Origin of the sequence: Bacillus sp. BS1807G30, assembly GCF_040047675.1 — a bacterium.
In the GTDB taxonomy this organism is placed as follows: Bacteria; Bacillota; Bacilli; order Bacillales; family Bacillaceae; genus Bacillus; species Bacillus altitudinis.
Genome location: NZ_CP157353.1, coordinates 3,617,446 through 3,641,466 on the forward strand (window position 1 = coordinate 3,617,446; position 24,021 = coordinate 3,641,466).

The window sequence follows — 24,021 nt, forward strand, 5'->3', positions numbered from 1 at the left end:
AAATGAAAAAAAATATACGTGCTGGCAGGTATACAACAGACAATTCTGAGCCGATTGTTGTGTTCATTATCGGAATGAGAATCAATAAACGCTGGGCTGTCCATCAATGGCTGCCAGTATTTAAGGCGATGCCGGGGATGATCAAAGAACTTTATACACATCAAGAAGAACTTGGTTTTCTCGGGACAGAAAATTACTTCGGTTTACGCACCACCACCATGATCCAATATTGGAAATCAACAGAGGACCTCCTTGCCTACGCCAAGATGGAGAAGCATTTGGCTGCTTGGAAAGGATTTAACCAAAGAGCACGAAATAATGACGCGGTCGGAATTTATCATGAAACGTATCAAATTCAAGCCGGCTCATATGAATCTATCTACGTGAACATGCCTTCATATGGATTGAGCCAAGCGAAAGCGCCCATCCTAATTGGAAAAGGGAAAGGAAAAGAAACCGCAAAAGAACGCCTTTCCACAACAAATTCCTAGAGCTGATTCTCTAGGAATTTCTTTTTGCAACCATCACAAAATGTTTTAATATGCGGGCAGTTAATCCCCAAATGGTGTAACGATTGTAATCATAAAACCACTCCTCAATCGAACGACTCCCCCAGCTGTATTTTTCACCATTCATGATTTTTTCATAAGGAAAGTCCTCTCCTGGTGTTGGCTGCACCGATACATGGTGTAAGTACGGTTCGTATTGGCTGAGCCATGATAGAGGCACAGTAAAGGTCTCCTCTACTTCTTCTTGATTAAAGGAATGTTTGACCTGCTGTTCATCAATGATCCCGACAAATGGATATACCACAAAGGATGGTGAGGCAATATAAGGGCTGAGCTGTCCTAAAACCTTGACGGATTCGGGCGGAATCCCTAGTTCTTCATATGTTTCCCGCAGTGCAGCTTCTTGTGCGGTTTCGCCGCCGTCGAGTTTGCCTCCTGGGAAGCTAATATCGCCAGGCTGTTTTCTCATCGTCAGTGATCGCACTTCAAATAAAACATGCCATTCCCCGTTTACTTGCACCAAAGGGACAAGGACTGCCGCTTTGAACGCTGTCTCTTCTCCGATAAATAGCGGCTGTGATTGATGTAAGTCACTTTTTAATTGATCAATGAACATGGGCATCACCTATTTTCTGTTTCTCTTTTCTTTAGCGTATCATTGATTCTCTTTTGAATAAAGGCGATCTTTCTGACAATTACTTTTATCATTTTGACAACTATACTTGTCAAAATGAATATAATACTTTACAATCAAGATAACATTTTGATCAGAGTTGAGGTGACAGAATGAAAAATCGGCTAAAAGAGCTGCGGGCACGTGATGGTTTAAACCAAACGGAGCTTGCGAAACGGGCAAAGGTTTCCCGCCAGACGATCAGCTTAATGGAACGAGATGAATTAATGCCGTCTCTCTTACTTGCTATGAGGCTTTCACGTATTTTTCAAGAACCCATTGAACATATTTTTCTATTCGAGGAGGATGAACTCACATGAAAACTGTATACAAAATGCTCTTAGGTGCTCTCCTTGGTTTTCTCGGTGCTTACTGTTTGCTGGCAGCCGAATTTGAGCTGACACTTCTGCAAGCTTCATTTGAAGCGACTCTTGTCATCACTGGCTTGACAGTTCTATTCATCATTTATTGTTTTTCAGGCATTTCACGCATGAAGAAAAGAGTCTATCTTTCAGTATCTGGTGATGAGGAAGATGAACTAGAGGCAAAACAGTACCGAACCTTTACTGATGTAACGTTAGCTAATACGGTGAGTACCATTTTATCGATTATTGCGATTGGTATTTCCATCGTAACTGAGCAGCCACTCTGGCTGATTCTCGCAAATGCTGCCTTATTTTTGATCACCGTCATTCTTTCTTATGCATCGATCTCTGTCCTAAAACTCGTCTATCCTAATCGTCACCTACCTAGTCCAACCGATAAAGATTATGGCAAAAAACTGCTCGCCATTTCTGATGAAGGCGAAAAGCATGTGATGCTCGATGGGCTTTTTCACACTTTTCAAATGATGAATATTTTATTGACCGGTGCCATGTTTATTTTGATTGTCTATTCTCTTGGCGCCAATCACTCTCAGCTCTTCTCCATCATCGTCGTTGGACTTGTTCTGATCATTCTTAATGCATACTATATGTTGAAGATTCGAAATCGTTAAATAAGCAAAAGCACAGCCATTTAAAAAGGCTGTGCTTTTTTCGTTCATTATGCTGAACGTCGTTTCTTTCGTGCATAAATCAAAAATAGGAACCCAAACCATACAGGTGTCAATAACAGGGCTGGACGTGTAGCATCAGCGAAAAGCATGATGACAAGAATGGCAGCAAAGAGCACAAGAACCGCTATATTCACAAAAGGTGTAAATGGCGCTTTAAAGGTAGACGCCTTATGAAGTTCAGGACGTGTTTTCTTATATTTCAGATGGCATATTAAAATAATACTCCATACCCAAATGAAACAAATGGCACTAATCGTAGTCACAATACCAAAGGCTTGTTCAGGAATCAGCTTGCTTAAAAGAGCCCCTACTGACACCACAATCGTCGACACAAACAGGGCATTACTTGGAACAGCATGCTTATTTAGACGGCCAAAGGATGCCGGTCCTTGTTTTTGATGACTGAGATTATACAAAATTCGGCTCGTTGAAAACATACCGCTATTACAAGCAGAAGCCGCAGATGTCAGGACGACAAAGTTGATGAGTCCCGCCGCTACTGGTATCCCAATGAGCCCAAAAGTTTTCACAAAAGGACTTTCTGATGCACTGAGTTCTGTCCATGGGTTGATGCATAGTAATACAAAAATCGCACCTACATAGAAAAATAGAATTCTTAATGGAATTTTATTAATCGCAGACGGGATATTTTTTTGCGGATTCGCTGTTTCTGCTGCTGACACACCGACAAGTTCCACGCCCACATACGCAAAAATTACCATCTGGAATGACAATAAGAAGCCTGTCACACCATTTGGAAATAATCCTCCGTGTGACCACAGATTCGTTACCGTCACGGGTCCTGCATCTGTTTGAAAACCAATGATTAACAGCACAATTCCAACGCCAATCAACAGTAATATCGTAATCACTTTAATAAGTGCAAACCAAAATTCCATTTCTCCAAAAAGCTTCACCGTTAATAAATTAAATCCTAGCAAAATCAATAAACAAATAATAGCAGGAATCCACTGCGGAATATCAAACCAGTACTGCACATACACCCCGACCGCAATAACATCCGCCATCGCTGTCATAATCCAACAAAACCAATACGTCCACCCTGTCACAAAGGAAGCCCATGGTCCAAGATAATCCTCTGCTATATCCGTTAAAGACTGATAGCCCGTCTTAGATAAGAGCAATTCTCCAAGTGCCCTCATGACAAAAAAGATGGCCATTCCGACAATTAAGTACGCAAAAATGATCGATGGTCCTGCCAATTGAATAGCCTTTCCAGACCCTAAAAACAGCCCAGTTCCAATCGTTCCGCCAATCGCAATTAATTGAACATGACGGTTTGATAAATCTCGCTTTAACTCTTGTTGTGCCAATTTCAACACCCTCCTACGACACGATCCTATACTGAAATAATGAACTCTCAAAAAGTCCATAAAAAAAGAGATTGGATGCGCTCCAATCTCACGGTCATAAAAGAATAGCAAAATAGAGAAAAGCAATACACAGTATGATCTATGCATCACAAATACAATATTTCGTACTCTTCTGTCCTTTTGCCTGAGATTGTGAACCCTTCGGCGCCGCACATACATGCGGTCTCTCCAGAAGCTGCTCCTGCCATAGTGTGACCCACAGCAATCATAGCCTTCGATATTTACTTTAAATGTTGCTATTTCTGAATAATTTTATATTTTACGCCTCTAAAAGAAAGCTGTCAATGGTAATCTTTTAAGATGTTGTTTCCTCCTTATCTGAAGCTGATATGACATCACTTCATCAACACCCCTTGATTAAGGTATAATGAAACAAAGAATGTTCGGCTCGTTTGGTGGAGACATCCATCTTGATGATGAACCATAGTTAGGCAATCCAATGAAGTTGGTGAAGACAAATGAAAAAAATGAACAAACAGCGTGTGACATTACAAGAAGTCGCCCGGCATGCCGGTGTATCGACTTCAACGGCCTCACTCGTTGTTCGCAACAACCCTAGGATCTCTGAAGCCACCCGGAAAAAAGTGCTGCAATCCATGGAGGATTTGGGATACGTGTACGATCGCGTCGCTGCCAACATGCGGTCGAAAAGTTCAAATATTGTAGGTGTGATCGTCACGGATATTTCAAACACCTTTATTTCTGAATTTTTAATTGGTGTGCAAACCACACTTGAGTCACTTGGCTATACCGTTTTACTTGGGACAACCTTTGATAGTGTGGATAAGCAGGAACGGCTCATTTCCACAATGGTAGAGCACCGAGTGGGTGGAATCATCTTAAATCTAGCATCGAAGAGCTCGACACGAACGGTGAAACAATTAAACAACATTCGCACACCAAAAGTATTGGCAAATCGTGAATTAGCAGATGTCCATTGTGATTATGTCGGCGTTGATTATGAACAAGGCACTTGGATGGCGGTCCGTCATCTTCTTCAAAAAGGGCATCGCCGCATCGCCTTCTTAGGTGGAATCAAATCCTCCTCGACTTGGATTGAACGGATGAAAGGGTTCAAAAGAGCCCATGATGATGAGGACCTGGCGATGGATGAATCTCTTATTATCGATATGGTGCCTACCCGTGAAGGCGGGAAAGAAGCCCTTGCCCAAGTGATTGACCTTCCCGAACCACCTACTGCTATTTTTTGCTTCAGTGATTTAGTGGCGTTTGGGGTGATTCAAGAATTGGCAGCGCGTGACATCAAGCCTGGTGAAGACATTGATGTAGTTGGATTCGATAACATCCCTGAAGCGGAGATGTATCACCCGCCGCTCACCACAGTCTCATCTTTTCCACGATCCATTGGAGTCAAAGCAGCCAACCTTTTGTATCATAAAATGAACGAGCAGGATGAAGAACTGCAGCGATTGATATTAAAGCCTCAACTTCATATTCGAGAAACCTCGACATGATCATGAAAAGGAGAATTGCAAAGCGATTCTCCCTTTCAGATTGTTGACAAAGGGCTAAAATGAACTTTATTTTAGCCCTTTGTCTTCTTTTCAGCGTGATAGAAAACCTTTGCAGTCTAGGAAGGACGAGCACCGGAGCAGAGCGAATTTGACATTCGTGAGCACCGGAGCGCAGGACTGACAAAGAATGCGAGGGTTTGTCTACACGCTGAAAGGAGAATTGCAAAGCGATTCTCCTTTTTTTATTGAGCAAGTCAACTATTTCTTTATTACATTTTTCTTTTTTTAAATCGCAAAGTCATAAACTTGACACATTTTAAACGCAGGAGTATATTTATCTCGTTGCTTCTTTTAGTATATCGTTATACCTTTTGTGAACATATCGTTATTTATGATATCAACTACAGTTAAAGATGGATCTTTTGATTCTGATCAAATCGAGAAAGTCCATCAACTTATGATAACTGTTATTATTTTTAATTATTTAGTAGAACGATGTACTTATTTGAAGAACAGATGAATATTCATTATTTTTTCATCAATCACACAAGGGGTGTTGTGATGGACTTAATATTATTTACGTTTAAGGAAATAACAAAGGGTAACAAGAATTTGGCCCGAACAGGGTTTCAAATATAGGAGTGGGAACATGAAAAATCCATACATTAAATCATCACTTGGCATGTACTTAAACTATTTCATGCTAGGCATGATCAATATTATTGTGGCATCAAACATGGAAAGCTTATCTGAACGCTACCATGTAGATATTCCAAAAATCAGCTTGCTTGTATCAGCAATCGGTATCGGTAAATTAATTGCTCTCTTTTTCTCTGGTAGGCTGGCAGACAGCTGGGGGCGAAAACCTGTCATTATTACAGGTAACTTTCTTTACTTATTATTCTTAATTGGGATTCCAACGACGACCAATTATACATTGGCTTTCATTTTTGCCATTTCCGCAGGGATTGCAAACTCATTGCTTGATTCAGGGACATATCCTGCTTTGACAGAGTCATTTCCTAAAAAAGCAAGTTCAGCTTCTGTATTAGTGAAGGCGTCTGTATCAATTGGTGCGACTGTTCTTCCATTTATCTTGGCATTCCTTATCGCACATGACATCTTCTGGGGCTGGGCATTCTTTGGTCTAGGACTTCTTTATTTACTTGTAGGCATTTACTTGATCTTTATGCCGTTCCCAAATCATAAGCAAACGGCTTCTCAAAACGATCTTCCCGTTCAAGAGCAAATGAAGGAAGAACCGAAAATGTTTGGTGAAGGTTTAGCTGTTGTACTTATGGGATTCACGTCTACTGCATTATTTGTCGTATGGCAAACTTGGCTTCCACAGCTCGGGTTGAAATTGATTGGGCTTGGCTCAGGACAAGCGACACAGCTTCTTTCTTATTTTAGTATTGGTGCACTCGTATCTGTTCTATTGCTTTCAATCGTATTAGATAAATTCATTTCACCAATTATGGTCGCTATTATTTACCCAATCGGGGCATTCCTTGCCATGCTTTCACTATTTCAAATCGAAACATACGGCATTGTCATTGTTAGTACCTTTTTCTTAGGATTATTTACAGCCGGCATTTTCCAGTTGGCGATGAGTATTATGATGAAATTATTCCCTACAAACAAAGCAACGGCTTCATCATATGTCAACATTGCGGCAAGCTCAGCGTTTATCTTTGTTCCGCTGATTACAAGCGGACTCGTTAGCACGTACGATATTAAAATGACTTTATTCTTCGATATGATCATTGCGGTCATCAGCGTATTGTTAGCAGTCTTTGTTTTACGACGCATGAAAAAATTGTTTAGATAATTAAAGGAGATGTCAATCATGACAAACATACATGAACGTAATATTGATGGAAAAACAAAATTAGTCGGTCTTCTTGCAACACCAATCGGGCACAGCCTGTCACCACGGATGCACAACCTTGGCTATACACTAACAGGAATCAACTATGCTTACCTTGCTTTTGAGGTAGGAAATGATGAACTAGAAGCAGCAGTAAACGGGATGAAAGCAATGGGTGCAGCTGGGTTTAACGTATCCATGCCGAACAAAATGAAAGTGCTCGATTACTTAGATGAACTAGATGATTCTGCAAAATATACTCGTGCAAGCAACACAGTTGTGAACAAAGATGGCAAGCTGGTTGGTTACAACACAGATGGTCTTGGTTACGTAAGAAACTTAATTGAACACGGCGTTGAATTAGCTGGGCAAAAGGTCACACTCGTTGGATCTGGCGGCGCTGCAACTCCGATTGCCATTCAGCTTGCACAATCAGGTATTCGTGAAATTAGTATTTTTGCTCGTAATGACCAATACTTTGTTCAAGCAGAAGAAAATGTAAATTACATCAACAACGAAATGAAATCATTCGGTGTCAAAGCGAATATTTTCCCACTTGAAGACAAAGACGCTTTCCGTCGTGAAGTAGCTGAAAGTGCGATCTTAGCAAACGGGACAAGCCTTGGCATGAAACCATTAGATGAGCTCAGCATTATTGACGATACACTTGATGTATTACGCAAAGACTTAATCGTGACAGATGTCGTCTACAACCCGCAAAAAACAAAACTTCTTGCTCAAGCACAAGAAGCGGGTGCCAAAACGATTAACGGTCTTGGCATGATGCTATGGCAAGGTGCCCTTGCGTACAAACTCTTTACTGGCGAGGATATGCCGGTTGAACAAGTGAAACAAATTCTATTTGAAAATGACCGTTTCTAAACGAAACACATAAAAAAGACGACCTCCGCTTTGGAAGTCGTCTTTTTTATTCGTGTATCATCACACGGCGATATCGATAAAGGATATACATCGCCCCGATGATCGCAACAACAGCCACACCCGCATCAAATATAAAGATTTGCAAAATCGTCGAGTGGGTTTCGATCAAACCAGTGACGACCGGAATCACAATGGCGGACACTCCGCCTGCTGTTGAGATAATTCCTGTCATCGTCCCTTTGTTTTTCCAGAAGAACTCAGCCATTACGGTTAACGTCAGCTGAAAGACACCAGCTGTTGAAAAGCCCAATACAAATGCATTGACGGTCCCGATGACTGGAGACTTCACGACCAATAGCACACAGATAGAGGCTAATGTAATAATCGGATAGAGTAGCAGCACGGTGACCGGACGAACAATGCGGCGCAAAAGAAATGCGAGCAATAAGACAGACAGCAAACCGCCCATGCTATAGTAACTAAGCAGCTTCACAGCACTGCCAGAAGCCATCCCCAAAATTTCCTCACCGTACGTAGGCAGCCAAATTTGCGGCAAGGCGTACAGACCATTTGATGTAAAACTGATCACAATCAGTGCGACCCCTTCTCTCCAAAACGTAGGCTCTGATGAGAAGCGCGGAAGTCCATCATGCTCCGTCACCTGAACTTGCTCCACCTTGCGATGATTCGGAAATGGCAATGTCCACAACATCATCACATTCACTAAATAGATAAAAGCAGGTACAAAAAACGCAAATCCATAAAACAGATCATGCTCTGCTAAAAAGAAAATAGCGAGCGGCAGAATGGTCGCCCCAATCGAAATAAACGCCTTCACCATCACATTTGCAGATCCCGAGTTTTGAGGAAAAGCTTCCATTAAAGCCGGATACGTCCCTGCATCCATCGCCGAATTCGCCACCCCTGCCAAAATCGCAAACGCAAACGCGATTTGATAATTCGGAGACAATGGGATTCCAATGAGGAACACTGCCATCAGCACCCCCGAAACCAAAATGACCGGCTTTCGTCCAAAACGATCTGACAGTACACCCGATAGACCATACGTGAGCACCCTGCCAATACCGAGTGCAGATATCATATAACTAATCCCCGCACTATTTGTATCTAATTGTTTGATCAAAAATGGCATATTAGAAGCCAAAATAATATTGACCATACCTAATAAAAAATAATTGATATAAAGACTAGAAGCCGTTCTCAAATACGGATTCCTCATGCTGACACACCCCTCAACACATTGCAATGAAGTGACAAATAATGGTTACGCTTACAAGATTCATGCGTGAGGAGAAACAGCTTTGCAACCTTCACGTACTTGAAACATCTCATCATTTCATGCGGCTCACAGCTTACATGCCCTTCATTTATCAAGCATCTCTTCAAATTTTCACTAGCTCTTATTTTATATGAATGTGAAAGGTAATGATAGTGAATTGCTTAAATTTGAGGGAAATGGTTATAGAGAAAAATCCCTGTCATTTTTTGAAATGAAGCTTGATCTAAACTCACATTCCCCAAAAACTAAACTCATAAAAATATTCTGTACGCTCTATGCATAATCCAAAATGAAAATCCTCTGCTATTAAAATGAAATCTCCGTATCCACTTAAAAATTTGGTTTGCTCAAGAAGTTGATTTAAATGATGAAACACTTCATCCACATTCACTAAAAGCGCTTCAATTTCATGATCTCGGAAAAAAAGCAATCTCCCTTGTTCAGGAGTCTCTTTTATCCTCCCGACCATTTCATTTAACATTTGTGTAGACTTTTCAATATGCTCTAGATAGTTGTCTCCATGTATTTGACTTTTATGTTCTCTCGATTGCAGGAAAGTAAATACCTTCTGACAAAAAAATTGATTCTCTTCGACCTCCAAAAAAGGGGGTTCTGGAAGTGTCATATAACTTAATTCGTTTATTAAGTGCTTTCTTCTGCTTTTTCTTTTTAAGGTTTCGAGTTTTGTTTTTTGGTTTTTATTCATATTAGCCAGTTCAACATCTCCTTTCCATTTTGTATTTATCCTTACGATAAATACCTTATTAGATAATCAATTAATTTGTTAAAATGCATCTTCATTCATAGATGTGAACAACTCACAACAGACTTGCAGCTAACCTTTTATTATAAGCTAGGAATTAAGAATATTACACATTATGGGGAGCATCATCGCTTTCATAAACAAGTTGCCCACATCGAAACCTTCCACTCCAATTTAAAATCAGAAGGGTTCTATCATCTTCACCACCTGACAATCACTACGCAGCGATTTTATAAAATACATATACCAATATTCGAGTTCAATGGAAATGAAACAACCAGTCACCGAAAGAGTTTCGACAACTGGCTGTTTCATACGGTGTTTTGCTCCCAGTCTCACAAAAACGGGAGGGCAAGTCCCAAATGTGGGGATTGTTTAAAATATTACGGATTATTCTCTTTTAGAGATACTATGAATGGCTTTGTATTCGCTCCTGTATTTTCTGGGTATGATCTTGATTTAAAATCATTGCCAATTCGGCCTCATTTAGAACAGATCCCCATCTAAAGATAATTTCACTATTCAAACCATACTTCAAAAAAAGCGCTTGATAATCTACTTCATGACTATTCTGATCCAATCCTGAGTAAAACAAATCTTTTATAGATTCCTCTGAGAGCATAGAATCCCTTCTACTGGCAATCATGAAACTAGATTGATACTGATCCATTATTCGCAATGCCTTATCTAAATCAGGTTGAGGTACTTTGGCCATACTGACATAAAATTGATTTTCTTGTTCATCTAAAAGTAATTCTGGCCCCTTTTCAAAACCTGAAGTATTTATTTCCGAATCAATCGATTTCCATACTTTTCGGTATCTCTCTATTCGCGAATGTACATCATTTACTTTCTTACTTAGAAAGATATAAAAATGGTAATTAGTTAATTGACCGCTAAAAATTTCGATTAGTTCATTTTGACAATAACTTTGAAAAGTCTTAATTCCACCATCATCTAAAAAGTGATATCCATTAATACTATATACACTTAACTGTTTAAGTTCATTTATTTTTTGATCTAACCACTTATAGTAGTTTGTAACTTTTTGTTCGAATTCAAGTTCTATTTTCATTTATAATCCTCCAGTGATAACTATTTTTCATAGTCATAGTGGTTTCCATAAATATCATTAAAGTGAGCATCTCTATTCTGATTTAAGTCGTCTGGATAGTAATGGCCTCCTGCATGATCTCTAACCACTTTATCATTTTTAAAGAAATAATCCTTACCAGGGATAGGGTTACCTCTTTTGTCCACTGCTGGTCTAACTTCTATGGGTTGTTCACTTACTGGTATACCACTTGCTCTTTTAGATTCTCGATAAGCCCCTCTCCTTTTGGCACCTTCGGGTGAAAAATTAGGAGGACGCTGCCCATTTTCAGCTTTCACATATCTTTGATAATTTTCTTTTTTAGTTATTATTTCTTTTGGTTTATGTTTAAATTGAAGTTGTTTTAAACGCTTACTTCCAAACGGCAAAAGCATCCCCAGCGCCGCATTCATACTGGCTTCTTGCTGTTCTTTCGAGACTTTATTTCCAAACATATCTCGACCCGTAATCGCTTCGCTGAAGCCGTTAGTTGCGGTGAGTCCATATAAGCCTTTTTGAGACGTTTTCAGGGCGTCAAAAGACTTCTGTGATGTCTTGTAAATGTCGACGGCTTTGACTGCGGCGGACGTGGCTTGAGTTGTTTTATAAACGGCTTTACCGCCTTTGAAAATGCGTCCTGCCCAACCGACGATCGGGATGTATCCTGCTGCTGCCATGCCACCTGCGGCGACTCGCTGTCCTGCGGTGAGTTCTTCACCTGTGATCGGATCAACGCCCGTTGCGGCACGTTTTGCATCGTTCACGCCTGTCAGTTCATTGACGATATTTCCTCCGTAATCAAGAGCTTTTTCATACCAAGGACGGTTGGCGAGCGCTTCTTGTTCCTTTGCGATCTTGCGGGCTTCTTCTTGATCTTTTTTGATTTTTAGATATTCAGAAGTTTGCTTCTCAATATCGCTTTTTGCCTTGTAGATTTCGCTATTTTGATACGCTTTCTTGTCAAAATTCATAGGCGAAATGGATTTTCCGTCATTTGTGGCATTGATCATTTCTGCGTACAATGCCATTGTAGCCTGCTGCTCCGTCTCTGACAAAGCATATTCATCTTTTAGATTTTGATCAAGCTCTCTTAGGTCTTTCACTGTCTTTTTTCGCTCGTCTTCCGCATCTTCTATTTTTTCATCAAAAGTTTGGCTATCAAATACTTCTAGTGAAATGAGGTCGTCGATGTCTTGAAAAATGGTTTTGAGAGCATTTTTTTGATCCTTTACAATACTTTTGGCATTTTTGATTCCCATATGTACAGTGTTGTCTAAAAAGTGTTCTTCTACAAAGGTATCGCCGCCAAAGTTTGTATCATCAAGCGTTCCAGAAACACCTTCATGAAAGGCTTTTTGCTTATCAATAAAGCTGATGAACATGTCCACATTTCCGGCGAGTTCTTTGTAGAAGCTTTTAATGTTATCGGCACCTTTTCCAGTGAAGTCGTCACCGAGGGTGGCAACACCTTGTAATGCCTTTTTTAAATCTATCATTTGTTCGCGGAGTTCCTGATAGTGTTTTGCCCTTGTATCCATGGCACTGGTTAGTGCTTTTGCATCAAGTATCTTGCCCAGAAGAAACCACTCCCTCCATTATTGATCATAAAGTCTATTTTACCGTGGCCTTCAAAACGGAAAAATAGGCTAAATGACATAAAAAATGGAATGAACTCTCTATCCAATTTACCCGCTAATTCGGATAAACGAGTTTATTAATTGTAGGATATAGAAAAAGCCAGACAGTTCATTATACTCTGTCTAGCCACATGTTCACGTTACTTATAGTCATTGATTGGTCCTTTATCCATCAAAACATCGATCTCATTTGAATATTTCATTTTTAACTTCGGTCTACGCTCAGAGTTTGGTTTACTGTAAAGCTCTAGTGGACGGATGATCACACCATCATTCGTGTTTTGAAGAATACCTGGAACACAAGAATAAATTCGATCATTGTCATTTGCATGTTTCGCGTGAATCGTGACAGACGTTCCTTGATGATTATCGATACTCATAGACACTCTATATCTATAGAAAGAACCTGTTCCATTTGATTGAGCAGAGTAAACAACGGGTACCACCGCAAGGATATCATCATTTAACCTTAGTTTAATGACTTCTGTTTTCATTGATTCACGATCTCTACCGACATCTCCCATATGCTCAACAGCCCCGTTAGCGTAATTTTTGAGAGCGGGAACACCTTTTGCGCCAAACATGGCCACATCTATTTGTTTTCCTGACTTCGTATAGACCAATGCGTAGATATCATAATCGGTTCCAGACTCCCAAGATACTGTAGCCGTAATCTCTGGTGTTTTTTCAATGATGATCGGTTTATGACCTTTGTCTAGACTAATTTTACCTTGAACCTTCTCTAAGCTAATAGGTGCAGAGACTTTCTCTTTAGCGGCTGTGTTCATTGGAGCAGGCTCATTAATTTGTTTTTCAGAAACCATTGGAGGAGGTGTAGAAACATCCTGTTCATCAGGTTCAACCTCCACCCCATAAAGCTTGCATAGCCCTTCCAATCCAGAATCGAAGCCACGCCAGATGGATCGTGCTTTCGTTTCACTATTTCTTATGTATAGCTCTACTACGACAATACCCTTTTCATTTGTAAAGCTTACTGGTGTTAAGTATAGCACCTCATCACCTGTTCGAATTTCTGCTTGCAGATTCTTCACATGAGAAAAGCCGATTCCTCGATCCTCTGTTAGTGTAATAGCCATCTTTGTGATTCCAACGGGCACTTTGCTCATATCAAAATTCAATTGATGCCTTTTCAACTGACCTGATATCTCTGCTGGTAAAAGTGTCGCGACACCCGTTGCACTCTCCGGCTGATTGTAAAAAATAATGCCATTATCTCCTTGAACTAGATCTGAATCTGTTAAGAGAAACGCTGTTAAAGAAATATCAATTGCAGATGATACTTCATAACTGATGGATACTTGTCCCTTTGGAGAGTTTAGTACGGTATTGGCACCCATTTGCAGAGTTTGATTCATTTCAACAACTCCTATTCTTTATCTCCCATTTATCGTTTTTATAGACCAATTATACCAAATTACGTAATAGAACCTATTAATATCTTTCTCTCTTTTCATCTCTTCAATGATATGAGACAATGCCATCTAAAAAGAAACTACTCTCGAAAGGGGAATCAACGTGTATAAAAAAATCATTCCTGCTGTTATGGTGATATTCGGATTTTGGATTCTTCTTCAATTAGCATTTAGCATCAATATCTTTCACAATCCAATGAATTATTTCATTGTGATTACTCTCTTTTTTCTTTGTATTCAGGCTGCATTGAAGCACAGGCAATAAAAAACCCGAACAAGCGCATCCCACGCTCATCCGGGCCAGTCATTTCTGTATTACACTTCTTCACCATTCGTTGCAATGACGTTTTGGTACCAAGTAAATGAATCTTTTTTGAGTCTCTTCATTGAACCATTACCTTCGTTATCGCGGTCAACATAGATCATGCCGTAGCGTTTTTTCATTTCACCGGTTGTGAATGACACGATATCAATGATGCCCCAAGGTGTGTAGCCGATGAGGTCCACACCGTCATATTCAATCGCTTTTTTCAGTGCTTGAATATGAGAAGCGAGATATTGAATTCGCTCTGGGTCATGAATAGAGCCGTCTTCTTCCACTTGATCAATGGCACCAAAGCCATTTTCCACAATGAATAGCGGGATTTGATAGCGATCGTAAAAACGATTCAATGTATACCTTAAACCTGTCGGATCAATGGACCAACCCCAGTCACTTGATTTGATATACGGATTTTCCACACCATGTGGCAGTGCTCCATTGACAATGTCTCCGTTGTGATCAGATACCGCATCGCTTTTGACCGTTGTTGACATATAGTAGCTAAAGCCAAGGTAATCTACTTTTCCTTTTCTTAAGCTTTCTTCATCGCCTTCTTCAAAAGGAATGTGATAGCCTTCGCGCTCAAATTCTTTTAACGCGTAGCTTGGATAGTAGCCACGCACCTGGACATCTGGGAAGAAATAGCGCTGTCTCATATATTCTTCTGCCAGCATGACATCCTCTGGGTTTGAGGAATATGGATAAATTGGCACGTGGGACACCATCGCTCCAATTTGAAAGGACGGATTGATCTCTTTTCCTTTTGCCACTGCCCATGCACTTGCAAGCAATTCATGATGTCCCGCTTGATACATGATTTCTTTGGCATTTTCGCCTTCTTTGACAGATACCCCTGAATTTGTCCAAAGGAACAACGGGTTGTTGACGTCCATTTTGTTATTGATTTCATTAAATGTCATCCAGTACGTGACCTTGTCCTTGTAACGATTGAAGCATACTTCCGCGAATTTCGCGAAATATTCAGCGACTTTTCTGCTACGGAATCCGCCGTATTCTCTTGCCAAATGGAGGGGCATTTCAAAGTGAGACAGTGTAATGACAGGCTCGATGCCATGTTTAATCAGTTCATCAAACACATCATCATAAAACTGTAAGCCTGCTTCATTCGGCTCGTCTTCATCCCCTTTAGGGAAAATTCGGCTCCAGCCGATCGATGTTCGTAAGCATTTTAATCCCATTTCAGCAAACATGGCGATATCCTCTTTGTAACGATGGTAGAAATCAATGGCTTCATGGTTTGGATAAAAAGTTCCTTCTTCTATCGTTTCCGTGATCTGTCTTGGTACACCATGAGCACCTGCTGTCATCACATCTACAACACTCGGCCCTTTGCCAGCTGCATTCCATCCACCTTCGAATTGATGAGCGGCTAATGCCCCGCCCCATAAGAAATCTTTTGGTAAAGTCATTATCTATTCCTCCTATTTCACAATTGTCAACATGACGTCAGTTGGCTGACATGTTGAACGTTTCTCTACAATCACATCTTCGTATGCTTGGGTATTGGTAATGATAACAGGTGTGATTGTTTGTAATCCTTTGCTTTCAATTGCTTCCTGATCAAATGTCATCAACAAGTCACCCTTTTTCACCTTGTCGCCTTCTTTGATATTGAGTGTAAATGCCGATCCATCTAGAGAAACCGTATCAATTCCTACATGAACAAGTAACTCTACACCAAATTTAGAACGCAAACCAATCGCATGTTTTGTTGGTGCAAGCATGACGACACTGCCATCAAACGGTGCAAACAGTTTGTTATCGGTCGGATGAACGGCAAAGCCTTTCCCCATCGCACCAGAGCTAAATACGGCATCTGGTACTTCAGATAACGAAAGCACCTTTCCTGTAAATGGAGCCGTAATCATTTCTTCATTGTTCATAGAAGCTTGTGTCGTTTCTCCGTCTTGATCTTTAACAGGTGTTTCACCAGCTGGCTGGTCTACCGTATCTTCCCCATAACCGAACAATTGAATAAGCACAACTGGTAAAATCAGCGCAATCGCCACACCAATCAAAATACCAATGATAGACGTTGGATAATCTGCACTGATTCCGTTCACAATCGTCAACGGACCCGGCAGCCCTGCATATGCAAAGTAATAGGGCGTAAAGAAACTGGCCACAATGGCACCGACCGCTCCAGAAATACACCCAAAAATAAACGGCTTTTTAAAACGTAAGGTGACACCGTAAATCGCAGGCTCCGTAATACCGAAGAGTCCTGTGATTCCAGCTGAAACCCCAACTTTCCGTGTTTCCCGATTTCTTGCTTTTAAAATAACTCCCAGCACCGCACCGACTTGAGCGATAACAGCGATGGTTTGATATGCCTGAAAGGAGTCACGTCCATATTGTTCAAAGTTCGCAAGTACCATTGGCGTAATGCCCCAGTGAACACCGAAAATCACGAGTACTTGCCAGAAACCACCGATAATGGCCCCTGCCAGAGCTGGTACATTTTCAGCTAAGATATTGTATCCGTTTGCAATCCCATTTGCACCTGCTGTCGAAAGAGGACCGATTAATAGAATGGTTAACGGAACCATGACGACCATACATAGAAATGGGACAAATAGCGGTTTGACAACCTCATGAATTCGTTTGTTTAAGAATTTTTCTACATAAGAAAGAATCCATACTAAGAAAAGCGGTGGCAAGACGGATGATGTATAAACCGTTTCAGATAACGCAATCCCTAAAAAGGTCACACCTTCCCCTGATGCTACACGTCCGGCAATCTCTGTCCAAGCTGGACTGACAAGTGCTGCTGTACAAGCAACCGCGATATACATATTCGTTTTGAAATGATTGGCTGCAGTTATCGCAATAAAAATGGGCAAGAACGTAAACGGTGCCCAAGAAATAAAGCTAAACACTTCATAAGTTCCTGTTTTCGAGAAGCTTGGAAATATCAAATTTATTAAGATAAGTGCACCTTGCAAAATACCAGCTGCGGCTAAAATATACACAAATGGCGCAAACACAGCGGACATGGTCGCAATGACCCGATTCAGTATCGTTCCTTTGTGTTCATTCGGCTGGTCATCATCCGAGGTTTGAAGCTGAACAAGGTTGGAAAAATGCTCATATACCTCACCTACATGCTGACCGATCACAACCTGAAACTGACCACCGTTTTCCACCACTGTAATGACGCCAGGCATGGCGTTGATTGCTTCTTTTGCCTTTGGATTAGAACGCTTCAGCACCAAACGCAGCCTCGTGGCGCATCTTGTGGCACTCACCACATTTCCCTCTCCGCCAACTGCTTCTAAGATGTCTTCTGCAAGCTTTTGATAATCCCTCACTTTTGACATATAAACCCCCCCTTTATCACCACTAGTATATGTACATTATAATTATACCGGTACAATTTATCAATGCCTATATAATTTAAGTTTGCATATCAAAGAGAAATCGGGATGTGCTATAATACAAAGACAATAAATCGTGAAAACAAAGAGGAATGGCTATGTTAAAGTATCAACAAATTGCGAGCGATATTGAAAAATATATTGTCACACATGAGCTACAGCAAGGAGACAAACTTCCTGTGCTTGAGACGCTCATGAATCAATTTGCTGTGAGCAAAAGTACAATTATCAAATCATTAGATTTACTCGAAAGAAAAGGGATTGTCTATCAGGTGAGGGGCAGCGGCATCTTTGTGAGAAGGCACAGGCGCAAAGGCTATATCAGCCTTTTATCCAACCAAGGATTTAAAAAAGATTTAGAGGAATTTCAACTGACATCAGAAGTTCTCACGTTAGATACCGTCAAACCGCCAGAAGAAGCTGCGCTGAATTTAAACATTGAACCAGATGAGGATGTTTTCTACCTTAAACGCATTCGTTACATCAATGGACAAACTTTATGTTTAGAAGAGTCCTATTATCGGAAAACCATTATTCCTTACCTCAACACAGAAATTGCAGCCGATTCTGTATTTAAATTCATTAGTGAAGGCCTTGGTCTTAAAGTGGGCTTTTCTGACATGTACCTGCAAGTTGGCAAACTAAACGAAACTGAAGCGAAGCACCTCGGACTTAAGCAAAATGATCCTGCTCTTCGCGTCGAAACCGTCTTTCATCTCACAAACGGCCAGCCTTTCGACTTCTCGAAAATCACTTATAACTACATGCAATCCCAATTTTTTATTCAGGCGAATAATTATTATGGGTGATGAAAGGAAAAAGCCCCTCATTTTTGAGGAGCTTTTTTTAATGCTGGTATCATTTGTAGTAGTTATAGTCATTGAATGTTGCCATCATATCTTCTTGTGTCCCTTTTTTCCCACGATTCGTATTAAAATATAACGTTCCGTCATCGAAATCAACAGCTTCTATCTCAAAAAGAGTAAATGCACTGCTCGTTATTCGGAAAGATAGGTCATTTCTAGTAAACAACTCTTTTGAAAAATCTTTTGTTGTTGTTCCCTTTTGCTCTTTGATCATTTGGTTGATATTTAACGGATACGTGAGAATAACACTCACATTAGAAGCCCCTCCGTTGGGATCTGGCTTAGATAAAGGGACATATAATGTTCCTTGGTAAAAAGAAATTCCTTGAAGAATGTACTTCGAAACATCTACCACTGATTGATGGATCACTGCTTTTGTATAATTTAATGTAAATGTGGCCTCATACTCAAATTTTCCTGTTTGATCATTAAAATCTCCAATGAAAAAGCGATTGCCAGACCTCACAATAAATTTGTCTGCTCCAACAGAATACGTGATGCCGCTAACTGATAAATTCGTTCCCTGGTACTGAAGGACATAGGCTTTAGCCACTTTGTATGTACTTTTTTTCGTGTTCACTTGTAGCTTCACGATCTTTTTTACATACTTGACACCATCGGTCATAGGGGCTACATAAATACTAACTTGCTCATCTCCTTTTTGGGCTTTGACAGCTAAGTCATTGGCATGTCCTAAATCATAGCTAGTACTATTCGTGTCAGAGTTTTTAAGAAGCTTCACTGTTCTATTGCTTGACGAGCTGTTCATTTTAATAGAGTACAATTGTGTCAGCTGGGTTGAAGTATTTATTTTTGCAGCATAAATCATGTTATTGTTACGGTCGACACACATTCCTTGCATAGAGGTGTAGAATCCAGAGCCTGACATTCCAGTATACGTTGTATATGTGTTGAAATAACCGGATTGAGCTTGAACACTTGAAGACCACATACTGCAACAAAAGATAATAGCCGTTAGGACGACATATTTTATTTTTTTCAAGATTGGCACCATCCTATGATTGGAGTTATTTTGAAAATACGATCTGAACATAAAATCGTCACCCTTAAAATGAATGACGATTGTTATAGAAATTAAGTGTGATCATTTATTAGGAAAATCTACTTTTCAGCCTTAAACGTCTTTACTATCTTACTACTCTCTGACATTCCTTTTCCTGTAACGGTAACGTAGATCTTTCCGCCCTTAGCGCCTAGTTGTTTGATGGTCACCTTTACAACCTTACCTTTAGAGACCGTTGACTGACCAATTAATTTTCCTGATTGGTTATAGATTTTAACAAGGTCCTGTTTCGCTAATTTACTGACGGTGATCACGTCATTTTTCTTCTTGTTGTTGACGATGTTGATTTGGCTGCCTTTTAATGCAGAGGATGGCTCACCTTTAAAAGAAACAGCCTGTTTTCCGCTTTCCAACATCTTGTCACTGCTTCGTGTAACAAATACTTTTCCGCTCTTAGCCCCAACTTGTTTGACGTACAATTTGATGGATGAACTGTTAGCCGGTTTTGATGCGGCTAGTAGTTTGCCGTTTGTTGAATAAACTTTGATGACGTCTTTTTTCTTAAGCTTACTCACTGTAATGACGTCATTTTTATTTTTAAGATTATTGATTTTGATCTGGTTGACTTTTAGAGCGTCTGATTTTTCACCCTGATAGCGAATTGGTACTCGATTTCCCTCTTTTAGACCAGGTTCTTTCATGCTGATATAAAGCGTTCCACTTGTTTGACCCAATTGTTTCATGGAAATCGTCATGTTCGAGCTCGATGCAATTTGCTGGGCAATCGCTGTTCCACCAGAAGCTTGTTTAAAGATTTTGATGACGGATTGTTTTTTGATTCCTTTTATCGTCACCGTATCGTTGTTACCTTTATTGTTCGTCACCTTCACTTGGGATGCTGCAAGCGGAGATGTGACGATTTTTTTGACGGTTACGACTGGGAGGGAAACCTTCCTCTTCCCGCTTTGCAACGTGATCGTTACTTTAGATCCTTTTGTTAATTTTCCCGTTTTTAATTTAAAATTTTTCCCTGGAGTGATTGGAAATGGGCCATATTTCTTTTTTGTGGAACTTGTGCTGAGCTTGGACATGGCTTTTATTGTACTACTTGTAGAATCTGATTGTACTTCTACAACAGCATTAGACCCAAAGGTGCTGAAACCATTAATTGTATCACTCGAATCATCTATATCTTCTACATAAACTTTCTGTACATCTTCTTGAGATTGATCTGTTTCACTTGGGTTATCTGCCATGAACGTCTTTACTGTAATTAAGTCACCACCGATTAATTTTGAAACAGGAACGTCATAGACGCCATTAGAGTCTGTCTGACCTTCTCCAATTACTCTGCCTTCTCCATCTAAAATATGAATTATACTTTCAGGAGCTGCGGTCCCACCCACTGAAGTTGAAAGCTGAGTAAATGGATTAATAGTTGGAGTTGTTGCTGTAATTTGGAAGATCTTCTCATGCAAAGCATTATTATAAGAGGGTTCTATCACTTGAAAATAACTTTGATCTAATGCTTTGATGGTGTTTTTGTCTACACTCAATTCAAAGTTGCCATCATCATCAGCAGTAAGCGTTTGAATGACTTCCTTTTGTTTTTTAAAAATAACCTTTGCATAAGGAATTCCCGTTTTGCCTTTAACAGATTTAGACCATTTTGTTGTAGGAATAAGTGAAATCTGCTTAGGATTAACAATTTTTTTGTAAACGTCGATATTGCTGCCAGTCGTCAGCTTTACAGTTAGAAATGTCCCAGCAGTTAAATCAGGCAGCTTTAAGTGGATAGCATCGTTGAATGTACCTGAGGCAATAACCTTACCATCTTTCATGACCTCTACTTTTGTGTTCTTCACAGTTTTCCCAGTTAGCTCCTGAGAAGTATCATATATCGGATCTAATGAGGTAAACGATTCCTTGAAAACATACACTTTGTTTGAAGAAAGCTTTGTCCCATTTTGGTCATACGTATCTAGCTCTATCGTTTGGCCTGAACTAAAATTTGAAGAGAACAACTTAAAGTTTCCGTTACTATCTGCTGTTGCGTAGTGCATATATTTAGATTTCCAATTAGCAGGAACACCCCAATCTGCAAATGCGACAATCGCATTTGGCGTTGTTTTACCCGTCAAATAGTTATCACCATATTGATAACGATCAACCGTTGTTTTCGTTCCACCCTCTGCGGCACTTACATTTTCTTGTATATTCAAACTCAACATCATCATACAAAGAATAGAAGCTACTACTTTCAGGACTATTTTCATAAAGATATCCTCTCTTTTCCTATTAATGTTTTTATATACAAATATTATACATTTTAACCAATATAGGTACAAGGTTTAATGTTAAGCCTAAAGACTTATAAAAATCCATATTCATAGATATACAGACTGATTTCGATCGTTTTTTCATCTTACATGAACAATTCCAATTCATCACATTCAAAAGATTCATTTTACGAATGCATCATACAAACTTATGATGAACATAACAACATGTTTAGGAGGATTCGTCAGATGAAAGATATTAGAGTGTATCATGTCGATGCGTTTACAACTGAGAAATTTGGAGGTAATGCCGCTGGGGTGGTGTTGGATGGGGAATGGTTAACGGAGGATGAGATGCAGAATATCGCCAAGGAGTTGAACTTACCCGAGTCCGTTTTCTTACTGCCGGCACATGATGAGAAAGCTGATTATCGAGTGAAATATTTCACTCCAACGGAAGAGGTCAATTTCTGCGGGCATGCGACGGTTGGGTTGACTTGGCTTTTAGCGACGGAGCTAGGGATGGCTAAAGAAAAATCAGGGGTTGTGTTAGAAACAAAGATCGGCCATGTTCCCGTTATATGGCACGAGGAAAATGGCAAAGTTGTGGATGTGGAGATGACACAGGTCACGCCAAAGACGCGAGATTTTATCATCGATGTAGAAGAGCTTAGTGACATGCTCGGTATAAGCAGTGACAGGATTGATCCATCCTATCCTATAAAATTAGCAAACACCGGAAACTGGCATCTCCTGGTTCCGCTGAAACATCAGGATGACATTGATCAAGCGGCACCAAACTTAGCAGCTTTAGGGAAAATGAATAAAGCGCAGGGTATCACAACGACTCATCTTTATACGTTTCAAGCCACAAAGGACTGTGATCTTTATACAAGGGATTTTGCACCTGGCATTGGTATACCCGAAGATCCGGTAACCGGAGCAGCAAACGGAGCATTAGCCGGATATCTGTATTTGGAAGGGATCATTCCTCAGCAAGAAACCACTCATCTGCGCATTGCTCAAGGTGATGCCATCGGCAGACCAGGATTGCTTCGTATCACGGTCATTCCGAATGAAGCAAAGCCGGTGATTAAAGTAGCAGGTGCAGCGGTTATTACCATTCGTGGGGTGATCACGCTATAAATTGATCAGCTTGAATAGAGACTCTCGTTCAAGCTGAATCTATTTAAAATGATCTTTGACCACTTCAATCCATCTTTTAGTAGAGGGAGAGGCTGCGTTAAAAGATTTAAACGCCATATTGATTTCGCGATAAACACTGGTCTCAAGTGGAATTACGTTCGCCTGAGGCACCTGAGGCGGCAAAATCAACTTCGGAATGATCGTGAGCCCAAGGCCTTCCTGAACCATAGAGATGAGCGTATTGTTGTCCCCAATCTCAAATAAAACATGGGGTTTTACGCCTCTTTCTTTTAATATTTTCTTAATGAGTTGATCACAGCCCGCTTTTGGCATAATAAATGGTTCATCTTGGAACGAAGCCACTTCCATCACCTGCTTTGTATGGAAACGATGACTCTCTTGCATGAGCACTACCAATTCATCTTGAAACAGTGGAACAGTTTCCAAATCTCTAGATGGCTGTGTTAAAAACCCAAGATCAACTGTGCCAGACGTGATCCACTCTTCAATCTCTTCATAGCCGCCTTCGTATAACTCCAATTGGATATTGGGATAACTTTTCGTAAAACGATGAATCAGCTGCGGAAGCATTTTTGAAGAAAAACTAGAAAACGTGCCGATTTTAATGCTCCCCACTTCCATCCCTTGAATCAACGCCGCCTCCTGCTCAAGCAATGACGCATGATGAATGATTTGGCGAATATGCGGCATCACCCGCTCACCTGCATCTGTCAGCGACAGCCCGTTTCGATTCCGATGAAGCAGCACAATCCCAAGTTCTGACTCAAGCTTCGCCATATTATGACTCACCCCAGACTGCGTCAGCCCAAGCTTCTCACCAGCTTTTGTAAAACTGCCGCATTCGACGACTGTTTGAAATACTTTGTATGGGAATGTCAT

Annotated in this window: 21 protein-coding genes and 1 riboswitch; of the genes, 9 read left to right on the top strand and 12 right to left on the bottom strand. The window is 40.3% G+C overall.

Going from position 1 to position 24,021, the window contains the following annotated elements:
* Positions 1 to 2: 2 nt before the first annotated feature.
* Positions 3 to 491: a DUF4188 domain-containing protein gene (locus ABG082_RS18610; protein WP_008347392.1), complete on the top strand. Its 489-nt coding sequence runs from the start codon at positions 3 to 5 to the stop codon at positions 489 to 491.
* A gap of 10 nt (positions 492 to 501) precedes the next feature.
* Here ABG082_RS18610 and ABG082_RS18615 read toward each other — a convergent pair whose 3' ends face one another.
* Positions 502 to 1,125, bottom strand: coding sequence for a CoA pyrophosphatase (locus tag ABG082_RS18615; protein ID WP_017368402.1), 624 nt, complete (start codon positions 1,123 to 1,125; stop codon positions 502 to 504).
* 170 nt (positions 1,126 to 1,295) lie between these two features.
* Between ABG082_RS18615 and ABG082_RS18620 the strand changes: the two genes are divergently transcribed.
* Complete coding sequence (locus tag ABG082_RS18620) at positions 1,296 to 1,502, top strand: helix-turn-helix transcriptional regulator (protein WP_008347396.1); 207 nt, start codon at positions 1,296 to 1,298, stop codon at positions 1,500 to 1,502.
* Positions 1,499 to 2,179 (top strand): DUF3169 family protein, encoded by a 681-nt coding sequence (locus ABG082_RS18625; protein ID WP_348936387.1) that lies wholly within the window; start codon positions 1,499 to 1,501, stop codon positions 2,177 to 2,179. The genes ABG082_RS18620 and ABG082_RS18625 overlap by 4 nt, the downstream gene beginning before the upstream one ends.
* Before the next feature lie 47 nt (positions 2,180 to 2,226).
* Here the strand turns inward: ABG082_RS18625 and ABG082_RS18630 are convergent, their stop codons facing one another.
* Positions 2,227 to 3,573, bottom strand: a complete 1,347-nt coding sequence (locus tag ABG082_RS18630; RefSeq protein ID WP_017359936.1) for an amino acid permease — start codon at positions 3,571 to 3,573, stop codon at positions 2,227 to 2,229.
* 162 nt (positions 3,574 to 3,735) lie between these two features.
* A riboswitch (glycine riboswitch) is annotated at positions 3,736 to 3,815 on the bottom strand.
* A 276-nt stretch (positions 3,816 to 4,091) separates the two neighbouring features.
* Here ABG082_RS18630 and ABG082_RS18635 point away from each other — a divergent pair.
* From ABG082_RS18635 to ABG082_RS18645, 3 genes are all read left to right on the top strand, one after another.
* Positions 4,092 to 5,108 carry a LacI family DNA-binding transcriptional regulator gene (locus tag ABG082_RS18635; RefSeq protein WP_008347412.1) on the top strand — a complete coding sequence of 339 codons (1,017 nt, stop codon included), beginning with the start codon at positions 4,092 to 4,094 and terminating at the stop codon, positions 5,106 to 5,108.
* Between the two features lie 649 nt (positions 5,109 to 5,757).
* A complete protein-coding gene (locus tag ABG082_RS18640; protein ID WP_348936388.1) occupies positions 5,758 to 6,939 on the top strand; it encodes an MFS transporter in 1,182 nt (393 codons plus the stop codon).
* Between the two features lie 18 nt (positions 6,940 to 6,957).
* The gene (locus tag ABG082_RS18645; protein WP_008344408.1) at positions 6,958 to 7,860 is read left to right on the top strand and encodes a shikimate 5-dehydrogenase; all 903 of its coding nucleotides are present in this window, start codon (positions 6,958 to 6,960) and stop codon (positions 7,858 to 7,860) included.
* Between the two features lie 46 nt (positions 7,861 to 7,906).
* Here the strand turns inward: ABG082_RS18645 and ABG082_RS18650 are convergent, their stop codons facing one another.
* The 5 genes from ABG082_RS18650 to ABG082_RS18670 form a co-directional block, all read right to left on the bottom strand.
* On the bottom strand, positions 7,907 to 9,100 hold the full coding sequence (locus tag ABG082_RS18650) for an MFS transporter (RefSeq protein ID WP_017368408.1): 1,194 nt from the start codon (positions 9,098 to 9,100) through the stop codon (positions 7,907 to 7,909).
* 289 nt (positions 9,101 to 9,389) lie between these two features.
* Complete coding sequence (locus ABG082_RS18655) at positions 9,390 to 9,866, bottom strand: hypothetical protein (RefSeq protein ID WP_272511286.1); 477 nt, start codon at positions 9,864 to 9,866, stop codon at positions 9,390 to 9,392.
* 466 nt (positions 9,867 to 10,332) lie between these two features.
* Positions 10,333 to 10,998, bottom strand: a complete 666-nt coding sequence (locus ABG082_RS18660) for a hypothetical protein (RefSeq protein WP_272511287.1) — start codon at positions 10,996 to 10,998, stop codon at positions 10,333 to 10,335.
* 20 nt (positions 10,999 to 11,018) lie between these two features.
* Positions 11,019 to 12,593, bottom strand: a complete 1,575-nt coding sequence (locus tag ABG082_RS18665) for a T7SS effector LXG polymorphic toxin (RefSeq protein WP_272511329.1) — start codon at positions 12,591 to 12,593, stop codon at positions 11,019 to 11,021.
* Positions 12,594 to 12,793: 200 nt separating this feature from the next.
* Positions 12,794 to 14,029 carry a TerD family protein gene (locus ABG082_RS18670; protein ID WP_272511288.1) on the bottom strand — a complete coding sequence of 412 codons (1,236 nt, stop codon included), beginning with the start codon at positions 14,027 to 14,029 and terminating at the stop codon, positions 12,794 to 12,796.
* Between the two features lie 160 nt (positions 14,030 to 14,189).
* Here ABG082_RS18670 and ABG082_RS18675 point away from each other — a divergent pair, with 160 nt between their 5' ends.
* Positions 14,190 to 14,351, top strand: a complete 162-nt coding sequence (locus ABG082_RS18675; RefSeq protein WP_272511289.1) for a hypothetical protein — start codon at positions 14,190 to 14,192, stop codon at positions 14,349 to 14,351.
* Between the two features lie 50 nt (positions 14,352 to 14,401).
* Here the strand turns inward: ABG082_RS18675 and bglA are convergent, their stop codons facing one another.
* Together bglA and ABG082_RS18685 are read right to left on the bottom strand one after the other, a co-directional pair.
* The gene (gene bglA / locus ABG082_RS18680) at positions 14,402 to 15,841 is read right to left on the bottom strand and encodes a 6-phospho-beta-glucosidase BglA (RefSeq protein ID WP_272511330.1); all 1,440 of its coding nucleotides are present in this window, start codon (positions 15,839 to 15,841) and stop codon (positions 14,402 to 14,404) included.
* A 9-nt stretch (positions 15,842 to 15,850) separates the two neighbouring features.
* A complete protein-coding gene (locus ABG082_RS18685; RefSeq protein WP_272511290.1) occupies positions 15,851 to 17,749 on the bottom strand; it encodes a beta-glucoside-specific PTS transporter subunit IIABC in 1,899 nt (632 codons plus the stop codon).
* 155 nt (positions 17,750 to 17,904) lie between these two features.
* Here ABG082_RS18685 and ABG082_RS18690 point away from each other — a divergent pair, with 155 nt between their 5' ends.
* Positions 17,905 to 18,615, top strand: coding sequence for a GntR family transcriptional regulator (locus ABG082_RS18690; protein WP_046527583.1), 711 nt, complete (start codon positions 17,905 to 17,907; stop codon positions 18,613 to 18,615).
* A 49-nt stretch (positions 18,616 to 18,664) separates the two neighbouring features.
* Here ABG082_RS18690 and ABG082_RS18695 read toward each other — a convergent pair whose 3' ends face one another.
* The gene (locus ABG082_RS18695) at positions 18,665 to 19,675 is read right to left on the bottom strand and encodes a hypothetical protein (protein ID WP_272511291.1); all 1,011 of its coding nucleotides are present in this window, start codon (positions 19,673 to 19,675) and stop codon (positions 18,665 to 18,667) included.
* 119 nt (positions 19,676 to 19,794) lie between these two features.
* Positions 19,795 to 21,972 (bottom strand): Ig-like domain-containing protein, encoded by a 2,178-nt coding sequence (locus tag ABG082_RS18700; RefSeq protein ID WP_272511292.1) that lies wholly within the window; start codon positions 21,970 to 21,972, stop codon positions 19,795 to 19,797.
* A gap of 252 nt (positions 21,973 to 22,224) precedes the next feature.
* On the opposite strand from ABG082_RS18700, the gene ABG082_RS18705 reads away from it, so the two are divergent.
* On the top strand, positions 22,225 to 23,121 hold the full coding sequence (locus tag ABG082_RS18705) for a PhzF family phenazine biosynthesis protein (protein ID WP_035704147.1): 897 nt from the start codon (positions 22,225 to 22,227) through the stop codon (positions 23,119 to 23,121).
* Positions 23,122 to 23,160: 39 nt separating this feature from the next.
* Here ABG082_RS18705 and ABG082_RS18710 read toward each other — a convergent pair whose 3' ends face one another.
* On the bottom strand, positions 23,161 to 24,021 hold the full coding sequence (locus tag ABG082_RS18710) for a LysR family transcriptional regulator (protein WP_348936389.1): 861 nt from the start codon (positions 24,019 to 24,021) through the stop codon (positions 23,161 to 23,163).